At 66.0% G+C, this 21,903-nt stretch carries 20 protein-coding genes; 12 read left to right on the top strand and 8 right to left on the bottom strand.

What is annotated here, in order from left to right; genetic code table 11:
• Positions 1 to 16: 16 nt before the first annotated feature.
• From KW832_RS13560 to KW832_RS13540, 5 genes are all read left to right on the top strand, one after another.
• The gene (locus tag KW832_RS13560; RefSeq protein WP_055402746.1) at positions 17 to 952 is read left to right on the top strand and encodes an AraC family transcriptional regulator; all 936 of its coding nucleotides are present in this window, start codon (positions 17 to 19) and stop codon (positions 950 to 952) included.
• 124 nt (positions 953 to 1,076) lie between these two features.
• Complete coding sequence (xylB, locus tag KW832_RS13555) at positions 1,077 to 2,561, top strand: xylulokinase (RefSeq protein ID WP_218300348.1); 1,485 nt, start codon at positions 1,077 to 1,079, stop codon at positions 2,559 to 2,561.
• 28 nt (positions 2,562 to 2,589) lie between these two features.
• Positions 2,590 to 3,624, top strand: a complete 1,035-nt coding sequence (locus tag KW832_RS13550) for a PfkB family carbohydrate kinase (RefSeq protein WP_218300345.1) — start codon at positions 2,590 to 2,592, stop codon at positions 3,622 to 3,624.
• Between the two features lie 75 nt (positions 3,625 to 3,699).
• Entirely contained in the window at positions 3,700 to 3,975 is a 276-nt protein-coding gene (locus KW832_RS13545) for a hypothetical protein (protein WP_055402739.1), read from the top strand.
• 14 nt (positions 3,976 to 3,989) lie between these two features.
• Positions 3,990 to 4,460 carry a GNAT family N-acetyltransferase gene (locus KW832_RS13540; protein WP_233573441.1) on the top strand — a complete coding sequence of 157 codons (471 nt, stop codon included), beginning with the start codon at positions 3,990 to 3,992 and terminating at the stop codon, positions 4,458 to 4,460.
• Between the two features lie 185 nt (positions 4,461 to 4,645).
• Here KW832_RS13540 and KW832_RS13535 read toward each other — a convergent pair whose 3' ends face one another.
• Complete coding sequence (locus KW832_RS13535; RefSeq protein WP_218300344.1) at positions 4,646 to 5,113, bottom strand: GNAT family N-acetyltransferase; 468 nt, start codon at positions 5,111 to 5,113, stop codon at positions 4,646 to 4,648.
• 227 nt (positions 5,114 to 5,340) lie between these two features.
• Between KW832_RS13535 and KW832_RS13530 the strand changes: the two genes are divergently transcribed.
• Positions 5,341 to 6,435, top strand: coding sequence for a hypothetical protein (locus KW832_RS13530; RefSeq protein WP_218300343.1), 1,095 nt, complete (start codon positions 5,341 to 5,343; stop codon positions 6,433 to 6,435).
• Here the strand turns inward: KW832_RS13530 and KW832_RS13525 are convergent.
• Together KW832_RS13525 and KW832_RS13520 are read right to left on the bottom strand one after the other, a co-directional pair.
• Positions 6,432 to 7,850: an FAD-binding oxidoreductase gene (locus tag KW832_RS13525; RefSeq protein WP_218300342.1), complete on the bottom strand. Its 1,419-nt coding sequence runs from the start codon at positions 7,848 to 7,850 to the stop codon at positions 6,432 to 6,434. The two genes, KW832_RS13530 and KW832_RS13525, sit on opposite strands and share 4 nt — an antisense overlap.
• A 46-nt stretch (positions 7,851 to 7,896) precedes the next feature.
• Entirely contained in the window at positions 7,897 to 8,319 is a 423-nt protein-coding gene (locus tag KW832_RS13520) for a DUF2069 domain-containing protein (RefSeq protein WP_176886420.1), read from the bottom strand.
• Between the two features lie 21 nt (positions 8,320 to 8,340).
• Between KW832_RS13520 and KW832_RS13515 the strand changes: the two genes are divergently transcribed.
• Positions 8,341 to 9,636: a YihY family inner membrane protein gene (locus KW832_RS13515; protein ID WP_218300341.1), complete on the top strand. Its 1,296-nt coding sequence runs from the start codon at positions 8,341 to 8,343 to the stop codon at positions 9,634 to 9,636.
• 96 nt (positions 9,637 to 9,732) lie between these two features.
• Here KW832_RS13515 and KW832_RS13510 read toward each other — a convergent pair whose 3' ends face one another.
• Positions 9,733 to 10,071, bottom strand: coding sequence for an Mpo1-like protein (locus KW832_RS13510; RefSeq protein ID WP_218300333.1), 339 nt, complete (start codon positions 10,069 to 10,071; stop codon positions 9,733 to 9,735).
• A gap of 131 nt (positions 10,072 to 10,202) precedes the next feature.
• Between KW832_RS13510 and KW832_RS13505 the strand changes: the two genes are divergently transcribed.
• Positions 10,203 to 11,441, top strand: coding sequence for a DUF418 domain-containing protein (locus KW832_RS13505; protein ID WP_255577716.1), 1,239 nt, complete (start codon positions 10,203 to 10,205; stop codon positions 11,439 to 11,441).
• A 30-nt stretch (positions 11,442 to 11,471) separates the two neighbouring features.
• Here KW832_RS13505 and KW832_RS13500 read toward each other — a convergent pair whose 3' ends face one another.
• A complete protein-coding gene (locus tag KW832_RS13500; RefSeq protein ID WP_218300331.1) occupies positions 11,472 to 12,290 on the bottom strand; it encodes an alpha/beta fold hydrolase in 819 nt (272 codons plus the stop codon).
• A gap of 2 nt (positions 12,291 to 12,292) precedes the next feature.
• Positions 12,293 to 13,603, bottom strand: a complete 1,311-nt coding sequence (locus KW832_RS13495; protein ID WP_218300330.1) for an O-acetylhomoserine aminocarboxypropyltransferase — start codon at positions 13,601 to 13,603, stop codon at positions 12,293 to 12,295.
• A gap of 147 nt (positions 13,604 to 13,750) precedes the next feature.
• On the opposite strand from KW832_RS13495, the gene KW832_RS13490 reads away from it, so the two are divergent.
• On the top strand, positions 13,751 to 14,203 hold the full coding sequence (locus KW832_RS13490; RefSeq protein ID WP_055394762.1) for a CBS domain-containing protein: 453 nt from the start codon (positions 13,751 to 13,753) through the stop codon (positions 14,201 to 14,203).
• A 33-nt stretch (positions 14,204 to 14,236) separates the two neighbouring features.
• On the opposite strand, the gene KW832_RS13485 is transcribed toward KW832_RS13490, so the two are convergent.
• Positions 14,237 to 16,471 (bottom strand): EAL domain-containing protein, encoded by a 2,235-nt coding sequence (locus KW832_RS13485; protein WP_255577715.1) that lies wholly within the window; start codon positions 16,469 to 16,471, stop codon positions 14,237 to 14,239.
• A 173-nt stretch (positions 16,472 to 16,644) separates the two neighbouring features.
• On the opposite strand from KW832_RS13485, the gene aroC reads away from it, so the two are divergent.
• Positions 16,645 to 17,742 (top strand): chorismate synthase, encoded by a 1,098-nt coding sequence (gene aroC, locus KW832_RS13480; protein WP_218300329.1) that lies wholly within the window; start codon positions 16,645 to 16,647, stop codon positions 17,740 to 17,742.
• Between the two features lie 103 nt (positions 17,743 to 17,845).
• Positions 17,846 to 19,663 (top strand): bifunctional UDP-sugar hydrolase/5'-nucleotidase, encoded by a 1,818-nt coding sequence (locus KW832_RS13475; protein WP_255577714.1) that lies wholly within the window; start codon positions 17,846 to 17,848, stop codon positions 19,661 to 19,663.
• Positions 19,664 to 19,678: 15 nt separating this feature from the next.
• Here KW832_RS13475 and KW832_RS13470 read toward each other — a convergent pair whose 3' ends face one another.
• Positions 19,679 to 20,581 carry a DMT family transporter gene (locus KW832_RS13470; RefSeq protein ID WP_176886414.1) on the bottom strand — a complete coding sequence of 301 codons (903 nt, stop codon included), beginning with the start codon at positions 20,579 to 20,581 and terminating at the stop codon, positions 19,679 to 19,681.
• A 330-nt stretch (positions 20,582 to 20,911) separates the two neighbouring features.
• On the opposite strand from KW832_RS13470, the gene KW832_RS13465 reads away from it, so the two are divergent.
• The gene (locus KW832_RS13465) at positions 20,912 to 21,880 is read left to right on the top strand and encodes an IS1595 family transposase (RefSeq protein ID WP_218300328.1); all 969 of its coding nucleotides are present in this window, start codon (positions 20,912 to 20,914) and stop codon (positions 21,878 to 21,880) included.
• Positions 21,881 to 21,903: the final 23 nt, after the last annotated feature.

Here is a 21,903-nt window from a genome sequence, read left to right as displayed (position 1 = left end):
TGAGTCCACTATCGCCATGACCGTGAAGACGCCCATCGCCCCGCGCCAGACCAAGCCCGAGCTGGAGCACGACTATGTGCGCTCGCCCGCTCTGGGCTACGAGTCGCCCGAGACGGCGGGCTTCATCCGTTGCTTGTCGCACGGGTTTCCCACGCCGCTGGCGCGCTGGCATTACCACGACGAGTACGAGCTGCACCTGATCACGGCCACCTCTGGCAAGGTGTTTGTGGGGGACTGGATCGGTCAGTTCCAGCCCGGCCACCTGGTGCTGACCGGGCCGCGCCTGCCGCACAACTGGATCAGCATGGACCTGCCCGAAGGCGGCGTGCCGCTGCGCGACCTGGTGATCCAGTTCTCGCACGCGCCGCTGGTGGCCAGCAGCGAGACCATCCCCGAGCTGCGGGAGGTGCTGCCTCTGCTGGAGCGCGCGCGCCACGGCGTGGAGTTCTTTGGCATGGAAGCGCAGGCGCAGGAGCATTGGCACCGCATCAAGGCGCGCCAGGGGCTAGCCCGGTTCGGCGCTTTCTGTGAGTTCATGAGCGACCTGGCGCGCTGCACCGACTTTCGCCTGCTGTCGAGCACGCAGCTGCAAAGCGAGGACAACGACACCCAGCTCGACCAGATCAACGCCATCGTGAGCCGCATCACCGACCACCTGGCCGACCCGCTGTCGGCGGCCGACCTGGCGCAAGAGCTGGGCATGACGGAGAGCCGCTTTTCGCGCTTCTTCCGCCGCGCCACGGGCAATACCTTCACCGACTTTGTGAACCTGGTGCGCGTGAACCGCGCGTGCCAGCTACTGATGGAGACCGAGCGCTACATCACGCACATTGCTTATGACGTGGGCTTCAACAACATGGCCAACTTCAACCGCCGCTTTCTGGACATCAAGGGCATGACGCCCAGCGAGTACCGCAAGCAGGGCGCGGGAAGGTTTGGAAAGACTTCCTGATCCCTGGCCGGATCTGCACCCTGAGAGGGGAGGCCCTTGTTGCGTGACCCCTTCACGCAGCCCGCCAAAGGCAAAGGCCGGGCCATGGCTTTCACTGTGAATCACTGACATCTGTCCATCACCCATGTACCTCGGAATCGATTTAGGCACCTCGGGTGTCAAGCTCCTGCTGCTGGACGATGCGCACACTATGGTCGCTACGGCAGATGCCGCCGTGCCCCAGCTGCGCCCCCAGCCCACCTGGAGCGAGCAGCACCCCGCCGACTGGTGGGCAGCCCTAGAGGCTGCCGTGGCGCAACTGCGCGCGCAGGCTCCCGCAGCGTGGGCGCAGGTGCGGGGCATCGGCCTCTCGGGCCACATGCATGGCGCGGTGGTACTGGACGCGCAGGGCCAGGTGCTGCGCCCGGCCATCTTGTGGAACGACGGCCGTGCCAGCGCCGAATGTGCGCAGCTGGAATCGGCTGTGCCCACCTCGCGCCAGATCACCGGCAATCTCGCCATGCCCGGCTTCACCGCGCCCAAGCTGCTGTGGCTGCGCACGCACGAGCCCGCCGTGTTTGACCAGATCCGCACCGTGCTGCTGCCCAAGGACTGGCTGCGCCTGCAGCTCACCGGCGATGCAGTGAGCGACATGTCCGACGCATCGGGCACGCTGTGGCTGGACGTGCAGGCGCGCGCCTGGAGCCCGGCCATGTTGCAAGCCTGTGGGCTCGATGTTTCGCACATGCCGGCGCTGGCCGAGGGCAGTACGCCCACCGGCACACTGCGCAGCGATGTGGCACGCCGCTGGGGGCTCGGTGACAGCATCGTCGTGGCTGCTGGCGCGGGCGACAACGCCGCCAGTGCCGTGGGCGTGGGCGCCCGTACTGCGGGGCAGGGCTTTGTGTCGCTGGGCACCTCGGGCGTGGTCTTTCGCGTGACGGACGCTTTTGCGCCTGCCACCGAGCGCGCCGTGCATGCCTTTGCCCATGCGCTGCCGCAGCGCTGGCACCACATGTCGGTCATGCTCAGTGCAGCGAGTGCGTTTGGCTGGGTCACCCGGCTCACGGGGCGCGGCGACGAGGCGCAACTGTCTGACGCCGTCAGCGTCCTCAACACCACCCGCCAGGCGCAGGCGCCGCTGTTTTTGCCGTACCTGAGTGGCGAGCGCACACCGCACAACAACGCGGCTGCCACCGGCGTGTTCATGGGCCTGCGGGCCGAGCACGAAGCGGCGGACCTGGCCTATGCCGTGATGGAAGGCGTGGGCTTTGGCCTGCTCGATGGCCTCAATGCCATGCGTGCCGCCGGGGCCGGGCAGGGTGGTGCAGCCCGCCGGGATGACGCAGCCCTGGCCTTGGTCGGTGGCGGTGCCCGCAGCAACCCCTGGGCGCAGCTCTTGGCCAGCGCGTTGGGCACCCCGCTGCAGCGCCCGCAGGGCGCGCACGCCGCAGCCGCCCTGGGGGCCGCGCGCCTGGCGGCCATGGCCTGCGGTGGTGACGAACCCCACTGGTGCCAGCCCCTGCCCGCTGACGCCACCTTCATGCCACAGCCCGCACAACAAGCCCAGCTGGCCGAACGCTATGCCCGCTTTGTCGCGCTGTACCCCGCGCTGCAATCGCAGTTCTGACGCACTGTCTGCTTCCTTCCAAACGTCCATGACTTCCGCATCCACGATTTCCAACGGCACAGTGCCCATCCACGCCGCCATTGCTGGCGAGGCCCTCATCGACCTGATCCGCCGCCCCGATGGCAGCTACCTGCCGTGCCTGGGCGGCGCGCTCTACAACCTGTGCCGTGCGCTGGCCCGCCAAGGCGTGGGCACCCAGTACCTCAACCCCCTGTCGCGCGACCGTTTTGGGCGTGAACTGGCTGCGCAACTGGTGGCTGACGGCGTGGTGCTGGCCCAGCCCGAGCCCGTGCAGCAGGTCACATCACTGGCCGTGGTGAACCTCGACGCACATGGCCACCCCGACTACGCCTTCTACCGCGAAGGCGTGGCCGACCGCGCCGTGTCCGCCGCAGGTCTGGACGATAGCTGCGCCGTCTTGCCCGCGCTGCAGTTGGTGTGCACCGGCGCGCTGGCGCTCGACGCGCGTGACACTGCCATCTACTTGCCGTGGCTGGCCGCCCAGCGCGCCGCAGGCCGCTGTGTGGTGGTCGATGCCAATCTGCGCCTCTCCGTCATGCCCGACCTGGCGGCGTACCGCACCACGGTGCACGCCGCGCTGGCCCATGCCCACATCATCAAGGCCAGCGACGAAGACCTGGAGCATCTGGCTGTGCCTGGTGTGGATGCCCTGGCCCGCGCGCAGCACCTGCTGGCCGCGAACCCACAGGCCTATCTGCTGGCGCTCACGCTGGGCGCGGAAGGCGCCTGGCTGCTGCACCGTAACGGCGCGCAGCGTTTTGCCAAAGAGGCCCAGTCGCTGCCAGTGGTGGACACCGTGGGCGCGGGCGACAGCTTTCTGGCCGGGCTGCTGGCGCATTTGCTGCGGCAATCGCAGGCTGCCGGTGGTGCGAGCTTTGTGCGGTTTGTCGAAGCGCTGGCGGCCGATGCGTGCCAGCAGGCGCTGCGCCATGCGCTGGCCAGCGCCAGTTTGTGCGTGATGGAGCAAGGCTGCGTGCCGCCGGGCTGGGAAGCTGCCCGCGCATGGAGCCAGCAGCATCCCGCAGCCCAAGACCCGCGCTGACATGGGGGTTCGGTCACCGTCTCTGGAGTGGCAGGCCGTCTATCATTTCCCGTCGCTGATTTGCGGAGGATGCCGATGACGGAGTTTCTGGTTGCGATGCTGTGGTCAGTGGTTGAAGTGCTGATCGTCTTCACGGGTGCGCAGGTGGTGCGGGTGGTCGGCCTGGGCCGCTGGCGCTCTGAGCGCTGGGGCAGCAACGAAGCGCGGACCTGGAGTGCAGCGGGCGCACTGTCGTTCCGGCATGAAGGACAACGTGTGGTGACGACCAATGGCCTGATATTCGTAGGCTTGTTGTTCTATGGGGTGCTCGCTGTGCTGGCTGTCGCGCTTGCAGGGCTGGTTTCGGCGTGATTGCGGTTAGCGCAGTGCCTCAGGGCACAAAGATCATCCCGGTGGGCCCCGAGGCGGCAGAAGCCGCCTGCACGGTCATCCGTCGGTCCATCACCCACTGCTGCGTGCTCGACCATGCCAATGACCCCGCTATCCTGACGGCCTGGCTGGCCAACAAGACGCCCGAGAACCTTGCTGCGTGGATGTCCGCGCCGGGCGCTGCGGTGTGGGGCGCATACCGGGGCGGAATGATGGTGGGCTTTGCGCTGCTGGCGAGGGCCACGTTGGCGTTGTGCTATGTGGTGCCAGAGGCCTTGCACCAGGGCGTAGGCCACGCCCTACTGCGTGAGGCCGAGGCTCACGCGCGGCAGTCGCGGCTAGCGGCACTGGGGCTGGAGAGCACGCGAACGGCGGAGGCTTTTTACCGCCGCAATGGCTATGAACCCGCAGGTGCAGTGCAGTCTTGGGCAGGGCTGCAGGCACAGCCGATGCGCAAGGTGTTCTGAAGGGGGCTCTGGGCCGCGTGGAACGCGATGCCCAGAGCCACGACCTCGCCGAGTGCCCTGTCCATCAGGGTTATGGCAGTTGTTGGAAGCGAGAATGTTAATAAAAAATGGCCCTGGCGCTTGATGTGTAAGCGCAATCAGCTATTGTTTTCATAGTAAATCTCGGCGTGGCCGGCAGGCGTTGATCAGAGTTCCTGCGAGTAGACGATGGACCCATGGTGCTTGGCCATCTTGTCGTACAGCAGTCGCGCGGTGGTATTGGTTTCGTAGGTTTGCCAATACACGCGCGATGCCTTGGCTGCCCGCGCTGCGCTGTACACGGCGTCGATGAGCGCACGCCCCACGCCCCGGCCCCGTGCGGCTTCCTGGGTATACAGGTCGCTCAGGTAGCAAATCGGATCGATGCGTGTCGTGCTGCGATGAAAAAGGTAATGCGCAAGCCCGAGGATCTTGCCGTCCGCAGTGTCCTGCGCCACGAGGCAGAAGACGGGCTCTGCCGGGTCCAGCAAGCGCTGCCAGGTGGTTGCGTTGAAGTGTTCGGGCAGCGCAGTGGCGCCAAAGCGGCCATAAAACGCGTTGTAGCCGTCCCAGAGCGGGCGCCATGCGGCATAGTCTTCGGGCTGGACGGGGCGCACGGTCAAAGTGGAACTCATGGTCGGCCTGGCGGTGTTGCTGGAGCCGTGATTGTGCAGGTGGTGGAAAGGGATGGGTGTCAGTGCCAGCGCACCGCAAGGCACGGCTCCGGGGTCGTGACGGGCACTCAACAGCAACGAACGCAGGGCCCTGTGGGTTTCTCGCGACGGCCTGGGCTGCGGTGCCGTGGGCGTGGCTACGATGTGCGCTCGTTGGCATCCCGTCTCCAACCTTCCACTGCCCGCCCATGAGCTATGTCCTGCACCTTTGGCGCCATCCGGTCCCTGTTTCCAGCGAGGATGCGCGAGCCACGCTGCACGACCTGCGCCAGCAACTGAGCTTCAGCCCCGATGCTGCGGCGGGCCAGTTGCTGGAGGCCATCGCATCCGCGCTGCCCCCGGAGGGAGCGCCGGAAGACTACTGGACCGAAATCCCGGAGCCAGACCCGTTTGCGTTGGTGCAAAGCCTGAGTCCTGACGTGGCCGAGCTGGAGGTGGTGCTGCCGGTGATCGAGTGCGTGGCCCGCCAGCTGGGGTGGGTGTTTTTTGATCCGCAGAGCGGCGAGGTGCACACCCCTTCAGGGCAGGTGATGGGCCCTGGGGGATCTGCTGCAGCCGTGGCAGATGTGCCTGCGCCCCCTGATCTGGATACTTCGCCTTCGGCGCGCAGCCGCTGGGTGCAGCAATCGCTGGAGCCCTTGTTTGTGCAGCGGGGCTGGCGCAAGCTGCGGGGCGAATACTGGTTCAAGAAAAAGCTGCCTGTGGGTGAGGCGCTGGTGTACTCGGACATGGTGCGAGACACCTTGCACCACGGCGTGTGGATACGCCTTGCATTGCCCTCCCACCTGCAGTCCGCTCTTAACAGCGATGGCGGGCCGGCCTTCAAGGTGTCCTTGCAGCACTTCGCGCAGATGCACAGGCTGCCCTTTACTTATCTGGAGCCACCGGCACTGTTCCAAAAACAGGCGGGAGGGGTGATCTACGAGTTGCCCATGGGCACCGCTGACAGTGCTGCCACGCGCCGGGATGAGCTGGCGGCGCTGTACGACAGGGCCGTGCTGGACTGGCTGGACCAGTTGCACAGCCTGGAGGATCTGGACAGATGGGCCAACCGCGTGCCGGATGAGGAATGCCCCTTCGTGGGCCTGCGCCAACGCAGCGACTACCGCTTGCTGAACTACCACCCCGATCTGCTGGTGGCTGCTGCAGTCAACGCCCCTGACTTCGAGCAACGCGCCCTGGAGCGCTATGCAATGTACGAGGCCGACGCGTTTGGCAGGGGGCTGCTGCCCCAGATGCACGAGCTGCTGGCCGTGTGCGGGCTACACATCGTGCGGCGTTAGACCTTCAGCACCCGCCCCGGGTTCATGATTCCCTGCGGGTCCAGCGCCTGCTTGATGGCGCGCATCATGCCCATGGCCACAGGCGACTGGTACTTCTCCAGCTTGTCGGCCTTGAGTTCGCCAATGCCGTGCTCGGCCGAGAATGAGCCGCCGAACTCGGCCACGGCCTCATAGACGAGGTGGTTCACATGGGCTTCGTGCTCGCGCAGGAAGGCCTTGGCATCACCCTCGGCGGGCGCCTGCACGTTGTAGTGCAGGTTGCCGTCGCCCAGGTGGCCGAAGTTGACCAGGCGCACGCCGGGGATCTCGCGCTGCAGCACCGCGTCGGTGTGGGCCACAAAGGCGGGGATGCGCGAGATCTGCACCGAGATGTCGTGCTTGATGTTCAGTCCCTCTTCGGCCTGGGCGAGCGGAATGCTCTCGCGGATGTGCCAGAGCTGGTGGGCCTGCGTGAGGTTCTCGGCCACCACGGCGTCGGTTACGCAGCCCATTTCAAACGCGGTCTCCAGCAGCGACTCAAACCGTGCACGCGCGTGTTCTTCGGATTCGCTGTCGGAGTTTTCGAGCAGCACGCACCAGGGCGCGTTGTCGTCGCCCAGAAAGGGCACGCGCAGCTGCGGCATGTGCTTGCCCACCAGGCTCAGCGCAAACTGGCCCATCACCTCAAAGCCCGTAAGGCCCGCCCCCAGCTGCTTGTGCGCCAGGCCCAGCAAGGCCACGGCGTGTTCCATCGACGGCACGGCGGCCCAGGCCGTGAGGTTGGCGGCGGGCTGGGGGTAGAGCTTCATCGTCGCAGCGGTGATGATGCCCAGCGTGCCCTCGCTGCCGATGAACAGGTCGCGCAGGTCGTAACCTGTGTTGTCCTTGCGCAGACCTTTCAGGCCATCCCACACCTCGCCTTGGGCGGTGACCACTTCGAGGCCCAGACACAGGTCGCGTGCATTGCCATAGCGCACCACCTGTGTACCGCCTGCGTTGGTGCCCAGATTGCCGCCAATGGTGCAGCTGCCCTCGGCCGCGAGTGACAGGGGGAACAGCACGCCCGCGTTCTGCGCCACATCCTGCAGGTTCTGCAGGATGCAGCCAGCTTCCACCGTCATGGTCAGGTTGTCGGTGTCCACGCTGCGCACCGCGTTCATGCGCGTGAGGCTCAGCACGATCTGCGTGCCCGAGTCGTCGGGCGTGGAGCCCACGGCCAGGCCGGTGTTGCCGCCCTGGGGCACGATGGCGGTGCCCGCCGCCGCACAGGCCTTGACCACAGCGGCCACCTCTTGCGTGTTGGCGGGGCGCACCACGGCCAGAGCCTTGCCGCGCACGCGACGGCGCCAGTCCTGCTCCCAGGCAGAGAGGTCGCCTTCGGTGATCACATGGGCGAGGCCGACGATGGCGCGCAGGGTGTCAAGCAGAGTGGTCATGGTCAAGGAGTTTCTTCTTCAAGGCGATGAAAAGAGGAGGCCAGCATCAGGATGCAGCAGAGGCGGCTGCAGCCGCCTTGGCATTGCGCTGGCGCAGTCGCACATGCAGCGTGCAGGCGGTGAACAATACGAGGCACAGGGCCACCTCGGCCCAGGCCAGCCACTGCGACGGGGGCTTGTCGCTCCAGCCGCGCACCACGCCTTCGGTGAAATACAGCCAGATCACCAGGCTGACCCAGCGGTAGGTGTACATGCGGTTCTTGAGAATGCCCGCCAGCGGGATGCACAGCGGAAGCGCCTTGAGTGCGAGCCATGAGCCACCGGGACGCAACGGGGCCAGCACCAGCTCCCAGGCCAGGCACAGAACAATCAGCGCCAGCAGGCTGCCGGTGGCCAGCCAGCGCGTGGATTCCACAGCGCTGTCTGCGGGAACGGGGAGGGCGGGCGGGGCGGAAGGTGATGCGGTCATTGGGGTGGCATCATATCGGCCATGTCCTTGTCCTTACAGGCAGTGGCCCAGCGCGCGGAGGCGCTGGTGACCGAGCTGTCGCACTTCCCCTGGAAAACCACGGCCCAGACGCTGCGTGAGCGATTTCGTGAGGACCATCTGGGGCTCACGGCCAGCAGCCTGACCTTCACCACCATCCTGGCGCTGGTGCCCTTCTTCACCGTGGCGCTGGCAGTGTTCACGGCCTTCCCCATCTTCGGCAAGCTGCAGGATGCCCTGCAGGGCTGGCTGGTGAACAGCCTGGTGCCCGACAGCATCTCGCGACAGGTGCTGGGCTACCTCACGCAGTTTGCTGCCAAGGCCAGCAGCCTGGGGGTGGCGGGTTTCAGCATTTTGTTGGCGACGGCGCTGGCGCTGATCCTCACCATCGACCGCACCCTTAACGACATCTGGCGCGTGCAGCGGCTGCGGCCGCTGGGCCAGCGGGTGCTGATCTACTGGGCCGCCATCACACTCGGCCCGCTGCTCATGGGGGCGAGCCTGGCGCTCACGTCGTACGTGATGTCGGCCTCGGGCGGGCTGGTCAAGCGCCTGCCCGATGGTGTGCAGCTGCTGTTCGATTCGATCCAGTTTGTGGTGCTGGCGGGGGGCATGGCGTCGCTGTACCACTATGTACCCAACACGCCGGTGAAGTGGCGGCACGCCTGGACGGGTGGGCTGTTCGTGGCCGTGTGCATCGAGCTGGCCAAGAAGGTGCTAGCGCTGTACCTCGGCAAGGTGCCAACGTATTCGGTGGTGTACGGTGCATTCGCCACGCTGCCCATTTTGCTGGTGTGGATCTATGTGGCCTGGGTCATCGTGCTGCTGGGCGCGGTGGTTACGGCCTACCTGCCCAGCTTGCTGGCAGGTGTGGCGCGGCGCGGCACCGTGGCGGGCTGGACGTTTCAACTGGCAGTGGAGGTGCTGCAGCAACTGCACCGCGTGCGCCACCAGCCCCTCAAAGGCCTGCGCCCCGGCCAGCTCGCCCAGTTGCTGCGGGTGGATGTGCTGCAGCTGGCCCCGGTGCTCGAGGCGCTGACCGCGCTGGACTGGGTGGGCCAGGTCAACGATGCGGCGGTGGACGCTGCGGACGTGCCCGAGCCGCGCTATGTGCTGCTGACCAACCCGGGCGCGACACCCCTGGCGCCGCTGGTGCAGCGCCTGCTGCTGGAGCGCGCCGAGAGCCTGCAGCCGCTGTGGTTACAGGCCCGGCTGGACGGGTTGCTGCTGGAGGATGTGCTGCAGGTGGGCGCAGGCGCTGACCCCGGCCTGGGCGCGCAGCGCGCCGCGCCCATGTAAGCTATCGAAAATATAGCTGCTGGCGCTTGCTGGATAAGCGCTAGGGCCTATTTTTACTTGAATTTATCGCCGTGACAGCTGTCGCGAATCACCGCTTCAGAACGGCACCTTCCCCGTCCAGATGTCCTTGTACATCACCCAGTCGCCCATGAAGCTGTAGAGCGGCCGCTTGAAGCTGGCGGGTTTGTTCTTCTCAAAGCCGAAGTGACCCACCCAGGCAAAGCCGTAGCCGCACAGCAGGCCATACAGCAGGTACTGCGGTTTGCCCGTGACCACCAGCATGACCAGGCAGACCAGGGTGAGCGTGGAGCCCACAAAATGCAGGCGGCGGCAAGTGCGGTTGCTGTGTTCGCCGAGGTAAAAGGGGTAGAAGTCGGCGAAACGCTTGAAGGTGCGCGGGTCGGTGGTCGTGGTGTGGGGGGCACTGATGTCCATCGTTGTCTCCTTGGGGGTGGGGCTACCTGATGCCAAACGCTTTATACGCCCAAGCCCTTGAAAATGCAGTGCCACTGTGGACATGAGATGCCGTGGGCTGTCGTTGAACAGGTTCTGTCACCATCGCCAGGATGACTTCCACGGAATCCACAACCTCCCCGTCTGTCGCTGCCCCCGCAGGGGGCCGCGAACACGCCATCGACGCGCTGCGCGGCTTTGCGCTGCTGGGCATCCTCATGGTCAATGCGGGCAGCTTTGCTTCCACCTACTTTGGCGTGGGGGTGTCTGACCCGGCCTTCTCGCGGCCGGTGGACCACGCCGTGCGCTGGCTGGTGAGCTTCTTCTTCGAGACCAAGTTCTATCTGCTGTTCTCGATGCTGTTTGGCTACAGTTTTGCACTGCAGATGGATGCCGCCCGGCGCACCGGCAGCGCTTTTGTTCCGCGTTTTCTGCGGCGCCTGCTGGGGCTCTTGCTGCTGGGGCTGGTGCATGCGTGGCTGCTGTTTGCGGGCGACATCCTGGTCACCTATGCGCTGCTGGGCCTGCTGCTGCTCGCATGGCGGGACGTGCGTCCGGGCACGGCAGTGGTGCTGTCACTGGTGCTGCTGGGTGCCGCTGCCGCTGGCTGGGGCCTGTTGGCCTGGCTGGTGGCGCAGGTGCCGCCGATGGACTTGCCCCTGGCAGAGCTGCACGCCAAGGCGCAGCAAGCCGCGCAAGCGTATCGCGCCAGTGCCCTGGAGGCCATTGCGCAGCGCGGGCGGGACATGGCCGAGGGCGTGTGGTTTGTGCTGGTGTTCGTGCAGGGCCCGTGTGCGCTGGCCATGTTCCTGTTGGGGCTGGCGGCGCACCGCACCGGCTATCTGGCCACTGTGGCGCAGCACCCCGCGCGACTGCGCCGCTGGATGGTGTGCTGCCTGCCGGTCGGTGTGGCGGGCGCGTTGTTCTATGCCTCTACGCAGGGAGGCGGCAGTGTTCACTCGCCCGAACATGTGGGTCTGGCTGCACTGGCAGTGGACTTGGCCACCGCACCGTTTCTCACTTTCGGCTATGTCGCACTGCTGCTGTGGTTGCTGCAGCGCGGCCCTGCCGGCCGCCGGCTGGGCGCTGCGCTGCAACCAGCGGGGCGCATGGCACTGACGAACTACCTGCTGCAGTCGCTGGTGGGGGCGCTGGTCTTCACGGCCTACGGCCTGGCGCTGGTGGGCCAGGTGTCGCCGGGGTGGGTGGTGCTGGGCGTGCTGGTGCTGTACGCCACCCAGCTGGCGTGGAGCCACCGCTGGATGGCCACGCATGCCTATGGTCCGGTGGAATGGCTGCTGCGTGCCTTCACGCAGTGGCAGTGGCCCACATGGCGGCGCGTCCCGGCCTGACTGCAGGCCGGGATGCGTGTGGAGCGCTGCTCAGCGGGCCAGAAAGTCGCGCAGCGCGAACAGCGTTTCTTCCGGCGCCTCGGTCATCTGGTTGTGGCCCACCGGCAGGTTGGCCATCGACACGGATTTGCCTGCTGCGCGTGCCGCATTCACCAGGCCCTGCGCGGCTCTGGGCGGTGTCATCTGGTCCTGGCTGCCTAGCGCAAACAGCACCGGGCAGGTGAGCTGCGCCATGGCGGCTTCGCCGCCGGTGTAGCTGTCGCAGGCCACAAACCCCCGGTGGAACACGTTGACCGCCGTATTGCTGCGCAGCACCTTGCGCCCCAGCGCCATGCCTGCGCCAAACACCCAGGTGCCAGGGCCCAGGGCCGACGGGGGCGCAGACAAGGTGCTGCGTGAGAACACATTGACCATGCGCATCGCCTTCTCGGGGTCGGTCTGTGACGCTTCGATGAGTGCGGGCGAGACCTTCATCGGGAACGCCGTGCCCACCAGCACCAAGTGACTGATGCGGTCCTTCAGGCGCGCGGCCGCCTCCATGGCAATGAGTGAACCCCAGCTGTGGCCCACCAGCGCTGCGCGCTGCGCGCCCGCAGCATCCAGTAGCGCACCGATGAAGTCCGCGCCTTGCTCCACCGTGGCGGGCGCCTCACCACTGCTGCGGCAGTGGCCCGGCAGGTCGATGGCCAGCACGTTCCAGCCGTGGTTGGCCATGTAGCGGCTTTGCAGGGCCCACACGCTGTGATCGTTGAGCACGCCGTGAATGAACACCACCGTGGGCTTGGTGGCATCGAATGCCTTGCCGCCGGTGTAGCAGTACGTGGATGCTCCGTTGACTTGAAGGTACATGGTCAGGCCCCTGCTTTCTCGGCGGCTTTCAGCGCGCGCTTGAGGTCGTCGATCAGGTCATCGGCGTCTTCGAGCCCGATCGACAGGCGGATGGTGCCTTGCGTGATGCCCGCGCCCGCCAGCGCTTCGTCGCTCATGCGGAAATGCGTGGTGCTGGCCGGGTGGATCACCAAGCTGCGGCAGTCGCCCACATTGGCCAGGTGGCTGAAGACCTTGAGGGTTTCGATGAACTTCTTGCCCTGCTCGCGGTTGCCCTTGAGGTCAAAGCTGAACACCGAGCCCGCGCCACGCGGCAGCAGCTTTTGCGCGAGGGCGTGGCTCCCGTGCGACTCCAGCATGGGGTGGCCCACGCGCGACACAAAGGGCTGTGTGGCCAGAAATTCGACCACCTTCTCGGTGTTGCGCATGTGCTGCGCCATGCGCAGCGGCAGGGTTTCAACGCCTTGCAGGATGAGCCAGGCCGTATGCGGGCTCATGCAGGCGCCAAAGTCGCGCAAGCCCTCGCGGCGCGCGCGCAGCAGAAAGGCGCCCACGGTGCTCTCCTCGGTGAACACCATGTTGTGAAAGCCGTCGTAGGGCTGGGTCAGCTCGGCAAACTTGCCGGCCGATTTGGGACCGTCCCAGTCGAAGCTGCCGCCGTCGACCACGATGCCACCCACCACGGTGCCATGGCCTGAAAGGAACTTGGTGGCCGAGTGGTAGACCAGGTCGGCGCCATGCTCGAAGGGCTTGATGAGCCAGGGCGAGGTGAGCGTGGAGTCCACCAGCAGCGGCACGCCGGCCTCGTGCGCGATGGAGGATACGGTGGGGATGTCCAGCACATCCAGGCCTGGGTTGCCCACGGTTTCGCCAAAGAACAGCTTGGTGGTGGGGCGCACAGCGGCGCGCCAGCCGTCAATGTCGCCGGGTTTGACGAAGGTGGTCTCAATGCCAAAGCGCGAGAGCGTGTAGTGCAGCAGGTTCTGCGAGCCGCCATACAGCGCCGTGCTGGCCACGATGTGGCTGCCCGCGCCCATGAGTGTGGCAATCGCCAGGTGCAGCGCGGCCTGGCCGCTGGCGGTGGCAATCGCGCCGACGCCGCCTTCCAGTGCTGCCACGCGCTGTTCCAGCACCGCGTTGGTGGGGTTGCTGATGCGGCTGTACACATGGCCGCCGCGCTCCAGGTTGAACAGCGAAGCCGCGTGGTCGCTCGACTCGAAGACGAACGACGTGGTCAGGTGGATGGGCGTGGCGCGCGCGCCAGTGGCGGGGTCGGGGCTCGCGCCTGCGTGCAGCGCCAGCGTGTCAAAGCCGGGGTCGGAGTAACCGGGCATCTTGTGTCTCCCATGTTGTCAATGCAGGCGGGCATTGTGGGCTATATTTGCCGACAAACGGCCTGCAGCACCTCGGCAACCCCAGCGGATGTGCGGGTGCCTGTGGGTCCACACATACTCTTCCCGATCCTCCGGAGACTCTGCACCATGAAAGTCAGCGACATCCTTCGCGTCAAAGGCAACACCCTCTACACCGCATCGCCGGACGAGCCGCTGGCGGGTGCCGTGAGCCTGATGGCCGAGCGCGACATTGGCTCGCTGGTGGTGATGGAGCATGGCGACCTGGTGGGCATGCTCACCTTTCGCGAGGTGATCCAGGCCCTGGTCAAAAACGGGGGCAGCGTGGGCACGATGCTGGTGCGCTCGGCCATGGACGACGCGCCCCTGACCTGCACGCTCGAAACCGACATGGACGAAGTGCGCCGCATGATGCTGGACCGCCATGCGCGCTACATGCCCGTGATGGACCGCCGCATGCTGATGGGCGTGATCAGCTTTTACGACGTGGCCAAGGCCGTCGTGGACAGCCAGAACTTCGAGAACAAGATGCTCAAGGCCTACATCCGCGACTGGCCGGAAGACGAGTCCCGCAGCGGCTGAACGCTGCGACGTCTGCGACACCGCGCGCGGTTCTCAACTCACGCCCCGCGCAGGCGCGCATAGCCAGGCTTCCAGTTCATCTGGTGGCATGGGCCTGCCGAACAGATAGCCCTGCATCACAGGGCAACCGTGGGCCTGTAGCCATTGCTGCTGGCCTGTAGTTTCCACCCCTTCGGCCACCACCACCATGCCCAGGCTGTGGGCAATGCTGAGCACCGATACCGTGAGCGCGCGTGCGGTGGGGCTGGTGGTGAGGTCCTGCACAAACGCCATGTCCAGCTTGAGTTCGCTGATGGGCAGGCGGTGCAGGTAGCTCAGGCTGGAGTAGCCGGTGCCAAAGTCATCGAGCGACAGCTTAAAGCCCTTGTGGTGCAGCGCCTCGATGTTGGCCAGCGTTACCGGCCGTGCATCCATCATCACGCTTTCGGTGATCTCCAGCAGCACATCGTTGGTGCGCAGGCCGTGGCGCTCCAGCGCGTCGCAGACCTGCTGCGCAAACTCTGCCTGGTGAAAACTGCGTCCTGACAGGTTCACGGCCACGCAGGGCACGCTGTGGCCAGCTGCACGCCAGGCCGACAGCTGCGCACAGGCTTCGTCCAGCAGCCACAAGGTCAGTTCGTGAATGAGGCCGGCCTCTTCGGCCACTGGGATGAACCGGCTGGGGGGCACCATGCCCCATTCGGGATGTTGCCAGCGCGCCAGGGCTTCCACACCGTGCAGGGTGCCAGGCGCACTGCTGAGCACCTGGGGTTGGTAGTGCAGGCTCAGGCTGCGGTCGGCCAGCGCCTGGCGCAAGGCGCGTTCCAGGGCGGCACGCTCCTGTGCGCGCCGGTTCATTTCGGCGCTGAACAATTGCAGGCTGTGCCTGTGGTCGCTTTTGGCCTGGACCATGGCTTGGTCAGCGTGGCGCAGCAGCGTGTCGATCGCATCGCCATCGTCCGGAAACATCGCAATGCCAATGCTGGCGTGGCAGACATGGGCTTGCCCGTGGAGGTCCATGGGGCGGGCCATCTCTTGCAGGATGCTCTGGGCCATCTGCACGACTTGCCCAGTGCTGCACTCGGACAACAGCAGCACGAATTCATCACCCGCCAGCCGGCCGATCAGATCGCGCGCGCGCAGGCACTGCGTGAGTCGCTTGGCCACTTCGCACAACAGCGCGTCGCCTGCGGCATGGCCCAGGGTGTCGTTGACCTGCTTGAAGCGGTCCAGGTCGATGAAAAGCACCGCACCAGGGTGGTCTTCCTGCCGCAGGCTGGCCAGCGCACGCTCCGCACTGCTGCGGAACATGGCGCGGTTGGGTAGGCCCGTGAGTTCATCAAAAAAGGCGAGCTGGTGAATGCGCTGGCGTGTGGCGTTGCGTTCAATGGCCAGCGCACACAAGTGCAGGCACACTTCCACCAGCCGATGGTGCAGCGCGTCGGGCGCGCGCGGCTCCCGAAAATAAAAGGCAAAGGTGCCAATCACCTTGCCTGCGTGGTCACAGATCGGGCTGGACCAGCAGGCTCGCATGCCGCTGGGCTCAAACAGTGTGTGGTAGTCGGCCCACAAGGGGTCGGTGGTGATGTCGGTGACCACAACAGGCGCCCGCCGGAAGGCCGCAGTGCCACACGAACCGACACAAGGGCCGATGGGAACCCCGTCCAGCGCCTGGCAGATGGCGGGGGGCAGCCCGGGCGCTGACAGCGGGTGCAGCAGGCCTAGCTCGTCCACGGCAAGGATGGAGGCCGTGACTTCGGGGGCGATGCGTTCGACTTCGCGGCACACCAGAGCCATCAGGTCGGCGAGCGGCAATTCGTTGACCATGCCCTCCAGCACGCGCTTTTGCAGCACCTCGTGCATCTTGGTGAGTGTGATGTCGGTCAGCACCGTGATGCTGCCCCCCGGTCCGCCGGAGGCCTCGTTCGAGGCATTGATCATCATCGACACCCAGCGTGGCTGGCCAGCCTTGCTGTACAGCAGCGTCTCTATATGAAAGCCCCCTTGCTGGTCGATGCCATCACGGATTTCACTCAGAAGCCCGGGGTCGGAGTGTGGGCCCAGCAGCACGTCGCTGAGGTATTTGCCCAGCACCTCCGCGGGGCTGAACCCAAACAGGCGGGTGAATCCTTCATTCACATACACCACGTGCCGGGTGCTGTTGCTCATCACGATGGCGTTGTCGCTGGCATCCAGTGCCCTGCGCAACGGGGCATCGGCCAAAGGGGCTGGCGGCAGGATGCCGTGGTGGGGAGGAGTGCCGGAAGTGTGCGGGGCTGAAACGGGCATGGATGTCCCAAAGATCGTCCATGGATGCTAGCAAGTGCGCGCCACACTGCCAAGCGCGTTTGTGGCAAGTATTCATCTGAACCCCATGTTGTGCCTGTCATTCTTGGGTGGGGCGTGCTCTGTGGTGGGGCCCAGCGACGGCGGCGCACGCCGCTCTGGGATAATCCCGCCCCATGAGCGGCAACACCTTCGGAACCCTATTCGCAGTCACCAATTTTGGTGAATCCCACGGCCCGGCCATTGGCTGCGTGATTGACGGTTGTCCGCCCGGCATGCCGCTGTCCGAGGCCGACATCCAGGCCGACCTGGACCGGCGCCGCCCTGGCACCAGCCGCCACGTCACGCAGCGCAACGAGCCCGATGCGGTGGAAATCCTCTCCGGCGTGTACGAGGGCAAGACCACAGGCACGCCCATCGCCCTGCTGATCCGCAACACCGACCAGCGCAGCAAGGATTACAGCAACATCGCCGAGAGCTTTCGCCCCGGCCATGCCGACTACACCTACTGGCACAAGTACGGCATCCGCGACCCGCGTGGCGGTGGCAGGTCATCGGCCCGGCTGACGGCCCCCACGGTGGCTGCGGGCGCGGTGGCCAAGAAGTGGCTGGCCCAGCAGTACGGTGCGCAGTTTCGCGCCTGCATGACGCAGCTGGGCGAGCTGGTCATCCCGTTCGAGAGCTGGGAGCATGTGCGCAGCAACCCCTTCTTCGCCCCCGTGGCCGACGTGCAGCAGTACGAGGACTACATGGATGCCCTGCGCAAGGCCGGTGATTCGTGCGGTGCCCGCATCCGCGTGCAGGCCACCGGCGTGCCGGTGGGCCTGGGTGAGCCGCTGTACGACAAGCTTGATGCCGACATTGCTCACGCCATGATGGGCCTCAATGCTGTCAAGGGCGTGGAAATCGGCGCTGGGTTTGCCAGCGTGGCCCATCGGGGCACCATGCACGGTGATTCGATGACGCCCCAGGGCTTTCGCACCAACAACGCCGGTGGTGTGCTGGGCGGCATCAGCACCGGGCAGGACCTGGAGGTGAGCATTGCGATCAAACCCACCAGTTCCATCATCAGCCCGCGTGAATCGATCGATGTGCATGGCAACAGCACCGAGGTCATCACCAAGGGCCGCCATGACCCCTGCGTGGGCATCCGCGCCGCACCGATTGCCGAGGCACTGCTGGCACTGGTCGTCATGGACCACGCCCTGCGCCATCGCGCGCAGTGTGGCGACGTGGTGCCCCCGGTGCCGCCCATCCAGGCATCGTTCCTGTAACGGGCGCGCTGCGCTGCGGGTGGAGCACGGGCTTTCGGTGCTGGTGACGCAGAGGGCGTGCAGCGATGCGCGCCCTTTTTTCTTGGATTGAATGAGGTAGTCCATGCGCAGCTTGTTGGCACAGGGTTTCATGGGATCGCAGCGAGGTCGCCGCAAGGTCGCACGCGCGATGGTGGCCACACTGGGGGCGCTGCTGGCGGGCTGCGGCACGGCTTTGCCAACTGGCGATGGGCGAACCCCTCAGCACATCGACATCACGCTCATTGGCTTCAACGACCTGCACGGCAATCTGGAGCCGCCGCGCATGGCGCATACCGTCCAGACTGCGGCGGGGCCGGTCTCGGTGCCTGCCGGGGGCATGGCTTATTTTGCCAGCGCCATGGCGGCGCTCAAGGCCCGGGGGCCGCACCACGCCGTGGTTTCGGCGGGGGACATGGTGGGTGCATCGCCCCTGCTGTCGTCACTGTTCCTGGATGAGCCCACCATCGAGGCGGTCAACGCCATGCAGATCGACTTTAATGCCGTGGGCAACCATGAGTTCGACCGGGGCTGGCGCGAACTGCTGCGCCTGCAGCACGGCGGCTGCGAGAAGTTCACCGCGCGCCAGCCCTGCCAGATCAGCCAGCCGTTTGCCGGTGCGCGGTTCGGCTTCTTGGCCGCCAACACCGTGCGCACCGAGGATGGGCGCACGCTGCTGCCTGCCACCGGCATCAAGCGATTTACCGAGGGTGGGGTTACCGTCACCCTGGGCGTGATCGGCCTCACGCTGCAGGCCACGCCCACCATGGTCAGCCCTTCGGGTGTGGCGGGCCTGCGCTTTGAGGACGAAGCGGCCACGGCCAACGCGCTGATTCCGCTGCTGCGGGCCCAGGGCGCCGATGTGATCGCTGTGGTCATCCACGAGGGCGGCGGCACCACGGCCGGCGTGCAGGAGACCAGCTGCGCGGGCCTTTCGGGCGACATCGTGCCCATCCTGGAGCGGCTGGACCCGGCCGTGGACGTGGTGGTCTCGGGCCACACGCACCAGGCCTATGTTTGCGACTACGGCCGCGTGAACCCGGCCAAGCCCTTTCTGCTGACCAGCGCGGGCCAGTACGGCACGCTGCTCACGGACATCCAGTTGCGGGTGGACACGCGCACCCGCCGCGTGGTGCACAAAGCTGCGCGCAATGTCATCGTGCAGGGCGAGGCGTTCACGGGCAGCCAGGGGCACGTGCCCCTGACCTCGGCCGTGCCGTCCTTTGCGGCCGATCCGCAGGTGCAGAAGGTCATCGACACCTACCGCGCGGCTGCCGTGCCGCTGGCCCAGCGCCCCGTGGGACAGGCCGCTGGCGCCCTGCGGCGCACACCGGCCACATCGCTCGAAAGCGCGCTGGGCAATCTGGTGGCCGATGCCCAGCTCCACGCCACGCGTGCACCGGAGCAGGGTGGGGCGCAGCTATCTTTGATGAATCCGGGCGGCCTGCGCGCTGATCTCGTACCCGACGATCAAGGGCTGGTGCGCTATGGCCAGCTCTACGCGGTGCAGCCCTTCGGCAACCAGTTGGTCGTCAAGACCTTCACGGGCGCGCAGATCAAGGCGGCGCTGGAGCAGCAGTTCGCCAGCGGCAGCAACACCGTGCAGCGGCCCCGGGTGCTGCTGGTGTCCGCAGGATTTTCGTACCGCTATGACCTCACCCAGCCAGTGGGTGAGCGTATTAGCCACATGGTGCTGAACGGTACCCCGCTGCGCGACGATGCGCAGGTGCGCGTGGTGATGAGCAGCTACCTCGACAGCGGCGGGGACAACTTCACCGTGCTGGCCGAAGGCCGCGACCGCCTGGTGGGCGGGCTGGACCTGGATGCGCTGGAGGCTTACTTCCGCGCCCACAGCCCGGTGCCGGTGCCCGCCACTGACCGCATCACGCGCGGGGCCCGCTGAGGCGCGTGCTGGTTCTTAGCTGCGCCCCGGGCGCATTGCCGCCAGCCAGCGCAGCGGGTTGAATCCTGTCACCAGCCCGGTGGCCACCAGCACCAGCGCCCCGCCCCACACCATCCCGGGGCCCAAGGCCTCGCCCAGAAAGATGTGGCCCCAGGCCACACCGAACAGCGGGATCATGAAGGCCGAACTCATCGCTGCCACGGGCGAGACATGTTTGAGCACCCGCAGGTTGAGCCAGTAGGCCAGGCCCGAGGTCACGATGCCCATCACGGCCACCGCAGCCAGTGCCCCCGGTGTGAAACGGGCCTCGGGCAAGCTCCACGCAGCGCCCGGCAGCAGCAACACCAGTGCGGCGGCGTGGATGCCTGCGGCGATCGACAGCGGGGACATTCGCGTCGTGGCGCGCTTCATCCACGTCGTAGAGATGCCATAGCAGGCAGACGCTGCAACGCAGGCCGCGGCGGCCATCAGCAAGGCAGGCGTGGGCTCCACGGGCCCCAGCTGCACGATCAGCGCCACCCCCGCAAAGCCGCAGAGGCAACCCAGCCACTTGCGCGTGCTCAGTGTGTCCTCCTTCATCCACGCGGCGGCAATCACACCAAAGGGCACGGCCATGGTGTTGAGCAGCGAGCTGTAGCCGGCGGGCAGGTGCAAGGCCGCCCAGGCATACAGCAGAAAAGGCAGTGCGACGGTGAGCGTGCCCAGCCCGAACAGCTCGCGCCAATGTCGCCACGGCCAGGGTTCGTTGGCGACCCGCATGATGCCCATCAGCGTCAGCGTGGCCAGCCCAATGCGCAGCGCGGCCATCACGTTGGGCCCGAGCACGGGGCTGGCAATGCGGATGAAAAGAAAGGAGGCGCCCCACAGGGCGGACAGCAGCACCAGCTGCAGGAAGTGGCGGGTTTTCACCGGGCGCATTGTGGAGTACAGGCGAGTCGCGCGCTGGCTCGCACTAGGCCAGTTTTCAAGCCAAATTGGCGTCTAGCGCTTGTCCAGAAAGCGTGCGCAGCTATTAATTTTGGAGCATGCTGCGGTGTAGCACGCGCGACAGCGATCGCCCGCTCAGGTCCACATGTATCGCCCGTGGATGTGGTTGCTATAATATTTATAGCTGCTGGCGCTTGTGTGATAAGCGCTGGAGGCCAAAAGTGGGCTCTTCTAGCGAATGCTAGTGATGCCTCTTTAATCGCGCCCCATTGCCCTCATCTTTAAGGTACGACGCTCTTGCGTCTGCCCCAGGAGAAGGCCATGCGACAGCAACAGATGACGCGCTTGATCCACAGCTTGCCCCAGCTGACGCACCACCAGCGCCAGCAACTGGCAAGCTCCTTGCAGGCGCTGCTCGATCACAGTCAAGCCATCGCCGTTGTAGAAGCGCACAGCGGCGGTTCCCGGGCTTGCCCGCATTGCAACAGCTCCCTGCTCGTCAAGAACGGCTCGGCCAATGGGCTTCAACGTTTCAAGTGCCGCCATTGCGCACGCACCTTCAACGCCTTGACTGGCACACCGCTGGCGCGTTTGCATCTGCGGGACAAGTGGATGGGTCAGGCACAAGCTCTGGGCGAAGGCCTCTCGCTCAATCAGGTGGCCCAGCGCCTGGGCGTGGCGCAAAGCACCGCCTTTCGCTGGCGCCACCGCTTCCTGGCCTGCCCAAGCAACCAGCAGGCTCGCCAGCTTGTGGGCATTGCCGAAGCCGATGAGTCCTACTTCCTGGTCTCCTGCAAAGGCCAAAGAGGGTTGCTGCGCAAGGCCCGTCGCCGGGGAGGTAAAGCGCTGGCTGGCTGCAAGGGTTCGGAGTACACACCCGTACTGATGGCGCGAGACCGTGCGGGAGCAACGGTCAACCTCATCCTGGAGACGAACAAGGCCGTCAGTGTGCAAGCGGCACTCAAGCCCTTGTTGCCACCGGACACCATCCTGTGCACCGATGGCAGCGTCACTCTGGCCAGTGCAGCGCGACTCTTGGGTGTGCAGCACCAGGCAGTGAACGTGAGCCGGGGCCAGCGGGTGAGCGGCCCCTGGCATGTGCAGAACGTCAATGCCTATGTCAGCAGGCTGCGCGGCTGGATGCAGCACTTCAAGGGCGTTGCAACGAAATACCTTGATTCGTACCTGGGGTGGTTCAGGTTGTTGGACCGATCAGGCCCGATGGGCACACAGCCCGCCCTGGTGCTGGGGGCGGCCATGGGGAATCAAGACGTCACTAGCATTCGCTAGAAGAGCCCAAAAGTGCCTGAGAT

It is taken from the genome of Acidovorax sp. sif0632 (genome assembly GCF_019218805.1).
GTDB classification, from domain to species: Bacteria; Pseudomonadota; Gammaproteobacteria; order Burkholderiales; family Burkholderiaceae_C; genus Acidovorax; species Acidovorax facilis.
This window is presented reverse-complemented; position numbering and strand designations above follow the sequence as displayed.

Excerpts from the sequence above, each read along its gene's own strand:
- KW832_RS13560 (WP_055402746.1), top strand. The coding sequence starts at position 17 with ATGACCGTGAAGACGCCCATCGCCCCGCGCCAGACCAAGCCCGAGCTG.
- xylB (WP_218300348.1), top strand. The coding sequence starts at position 1,077 with ATGTACCTCGGAATCGATTTAGGCACCTCGGGTGTCAAGCTCCTGCTG.
- KW832_RS13550 (WP_218300345.1), top strand. The coding sequence starts at position 2,590 with ATGACTTCCGCATCCACGATTTCCAACGGCACAGTGCCCATCCACGCC.
- KW832_RS13545 (WP_055402739.1), top strand. The coding sequence starts at position 3,700 with ATGACGGAGTTTCTGGTTGCGATGCTGTGGTCAGTGGTTGAAGTGCTG.
- KW832_RS13535 (WP_218300344.1), bottom strand. The coding sequence starts at position 5,113 with ATGAGTTCCACTTTGACCGTGCGCCCCGTCCAGCCCGAAGACTATGCC.
- KW832_RS13530 (WP_218300343.1), top strand. The coding sequence starts at position 5,341 with ATGAGCTATGTCCTGCACCTTTGGCGCCATCCGGTCCCTGTTTCCAGC.
- KW832_RS13525 (WP_218300342.1), bottom strand. The coding sequence starts at position 7,850 with ATGACCACTCTGCTTGACACCCTGCGCGCCATCGTCGGCCTCGCCCAT.
- KW832_RS13520 (WP_176886420.1), bottom strand. The coding sequence starts at position 8,319 with ATGACCGCATCACCTTCCGCCCCGCCCGCCCTCCCCGTTCCCGCAGAC.
- KW832_RS13515 (WP_218300341.1), top strand. The coding sequence starts at position 8,341 with ATGTCCTTGTCCTTACAGGCAGTGGCCCAGCGCGCGGAGGCGCTGGTG.
- KW832_RS13510 (WP_218300333.1), bottom strand. The coding sequence starts at position 10,071 with ATGGACATCAGTGCCCCCCACACCACGACCACCGACCCGCGCACCTTC.
- KW832_RS13505 (WP_255577716.1), top strand. The coding sequence starts at position 10,203 with ATGACTTCCACGGAATCCACAACCTCCCCGTCTGTCGCTGCCCCCGCA.
- KW832_RS13500 (WP_218300331.1), bottom strand. The coding sequence starts at position 12,290 with ATGTACCTTCAAGTCAACGGAGCATCCACGTACTGCTACACCGGCGGC.
- KW832_RS13495 (WP_218300330.1), bottom strand. The coding sequence starts at position 13,603 with ATGCCCGGTTACTCCGACCCCGGCTTTGACACGCTGGCGCTGCACGCA.
- KW832_RS13490 (WP_055394762.1), top strand. The coding sequence starts at position 13,751 with ATGAAAGTCAGCGACATCCTTCGCGTCAAAGGCAACACCCTCTACACC.
- KW832_RS13485 (WP_255577715.1), bottom strand. The coding sequence starts at position 16,471 with ATGCCCGTTTCAGCCCCGCACACTTCCGGCACTCCTCCCCACCACGGC.
- aroC (WP_218300329.1), top strand. The coding sequence starts at position 16,645 with ATGAGCGGCAACACCTTCGGAACCCTATTCGCAGTCACCAATTTTGGT.
- KW832_RS13475 (WP_255577714.1), top strand. The coding sequence starts at position 17,846 with ATGCGCAGCTTGTTGGCACAGGGTTTCATGGGATCGCAGCGAGGTCGC.
- KW832_RS13470 (WP_176886414.1), bottom strand. The coding sequence starts at position 20,581 with ATGCGCCCGGTGAAAACCCGCCACTTCCTGCAGCTGGTGCTGCTGTCC.
- KW832_RS13465 (WP_218300328.1), top strand. The coding sequence starts at position 20,912 with ATGCGACAGCAACAGATGACGCGCTTGATCCACAGCTTGCCCCAGCTG.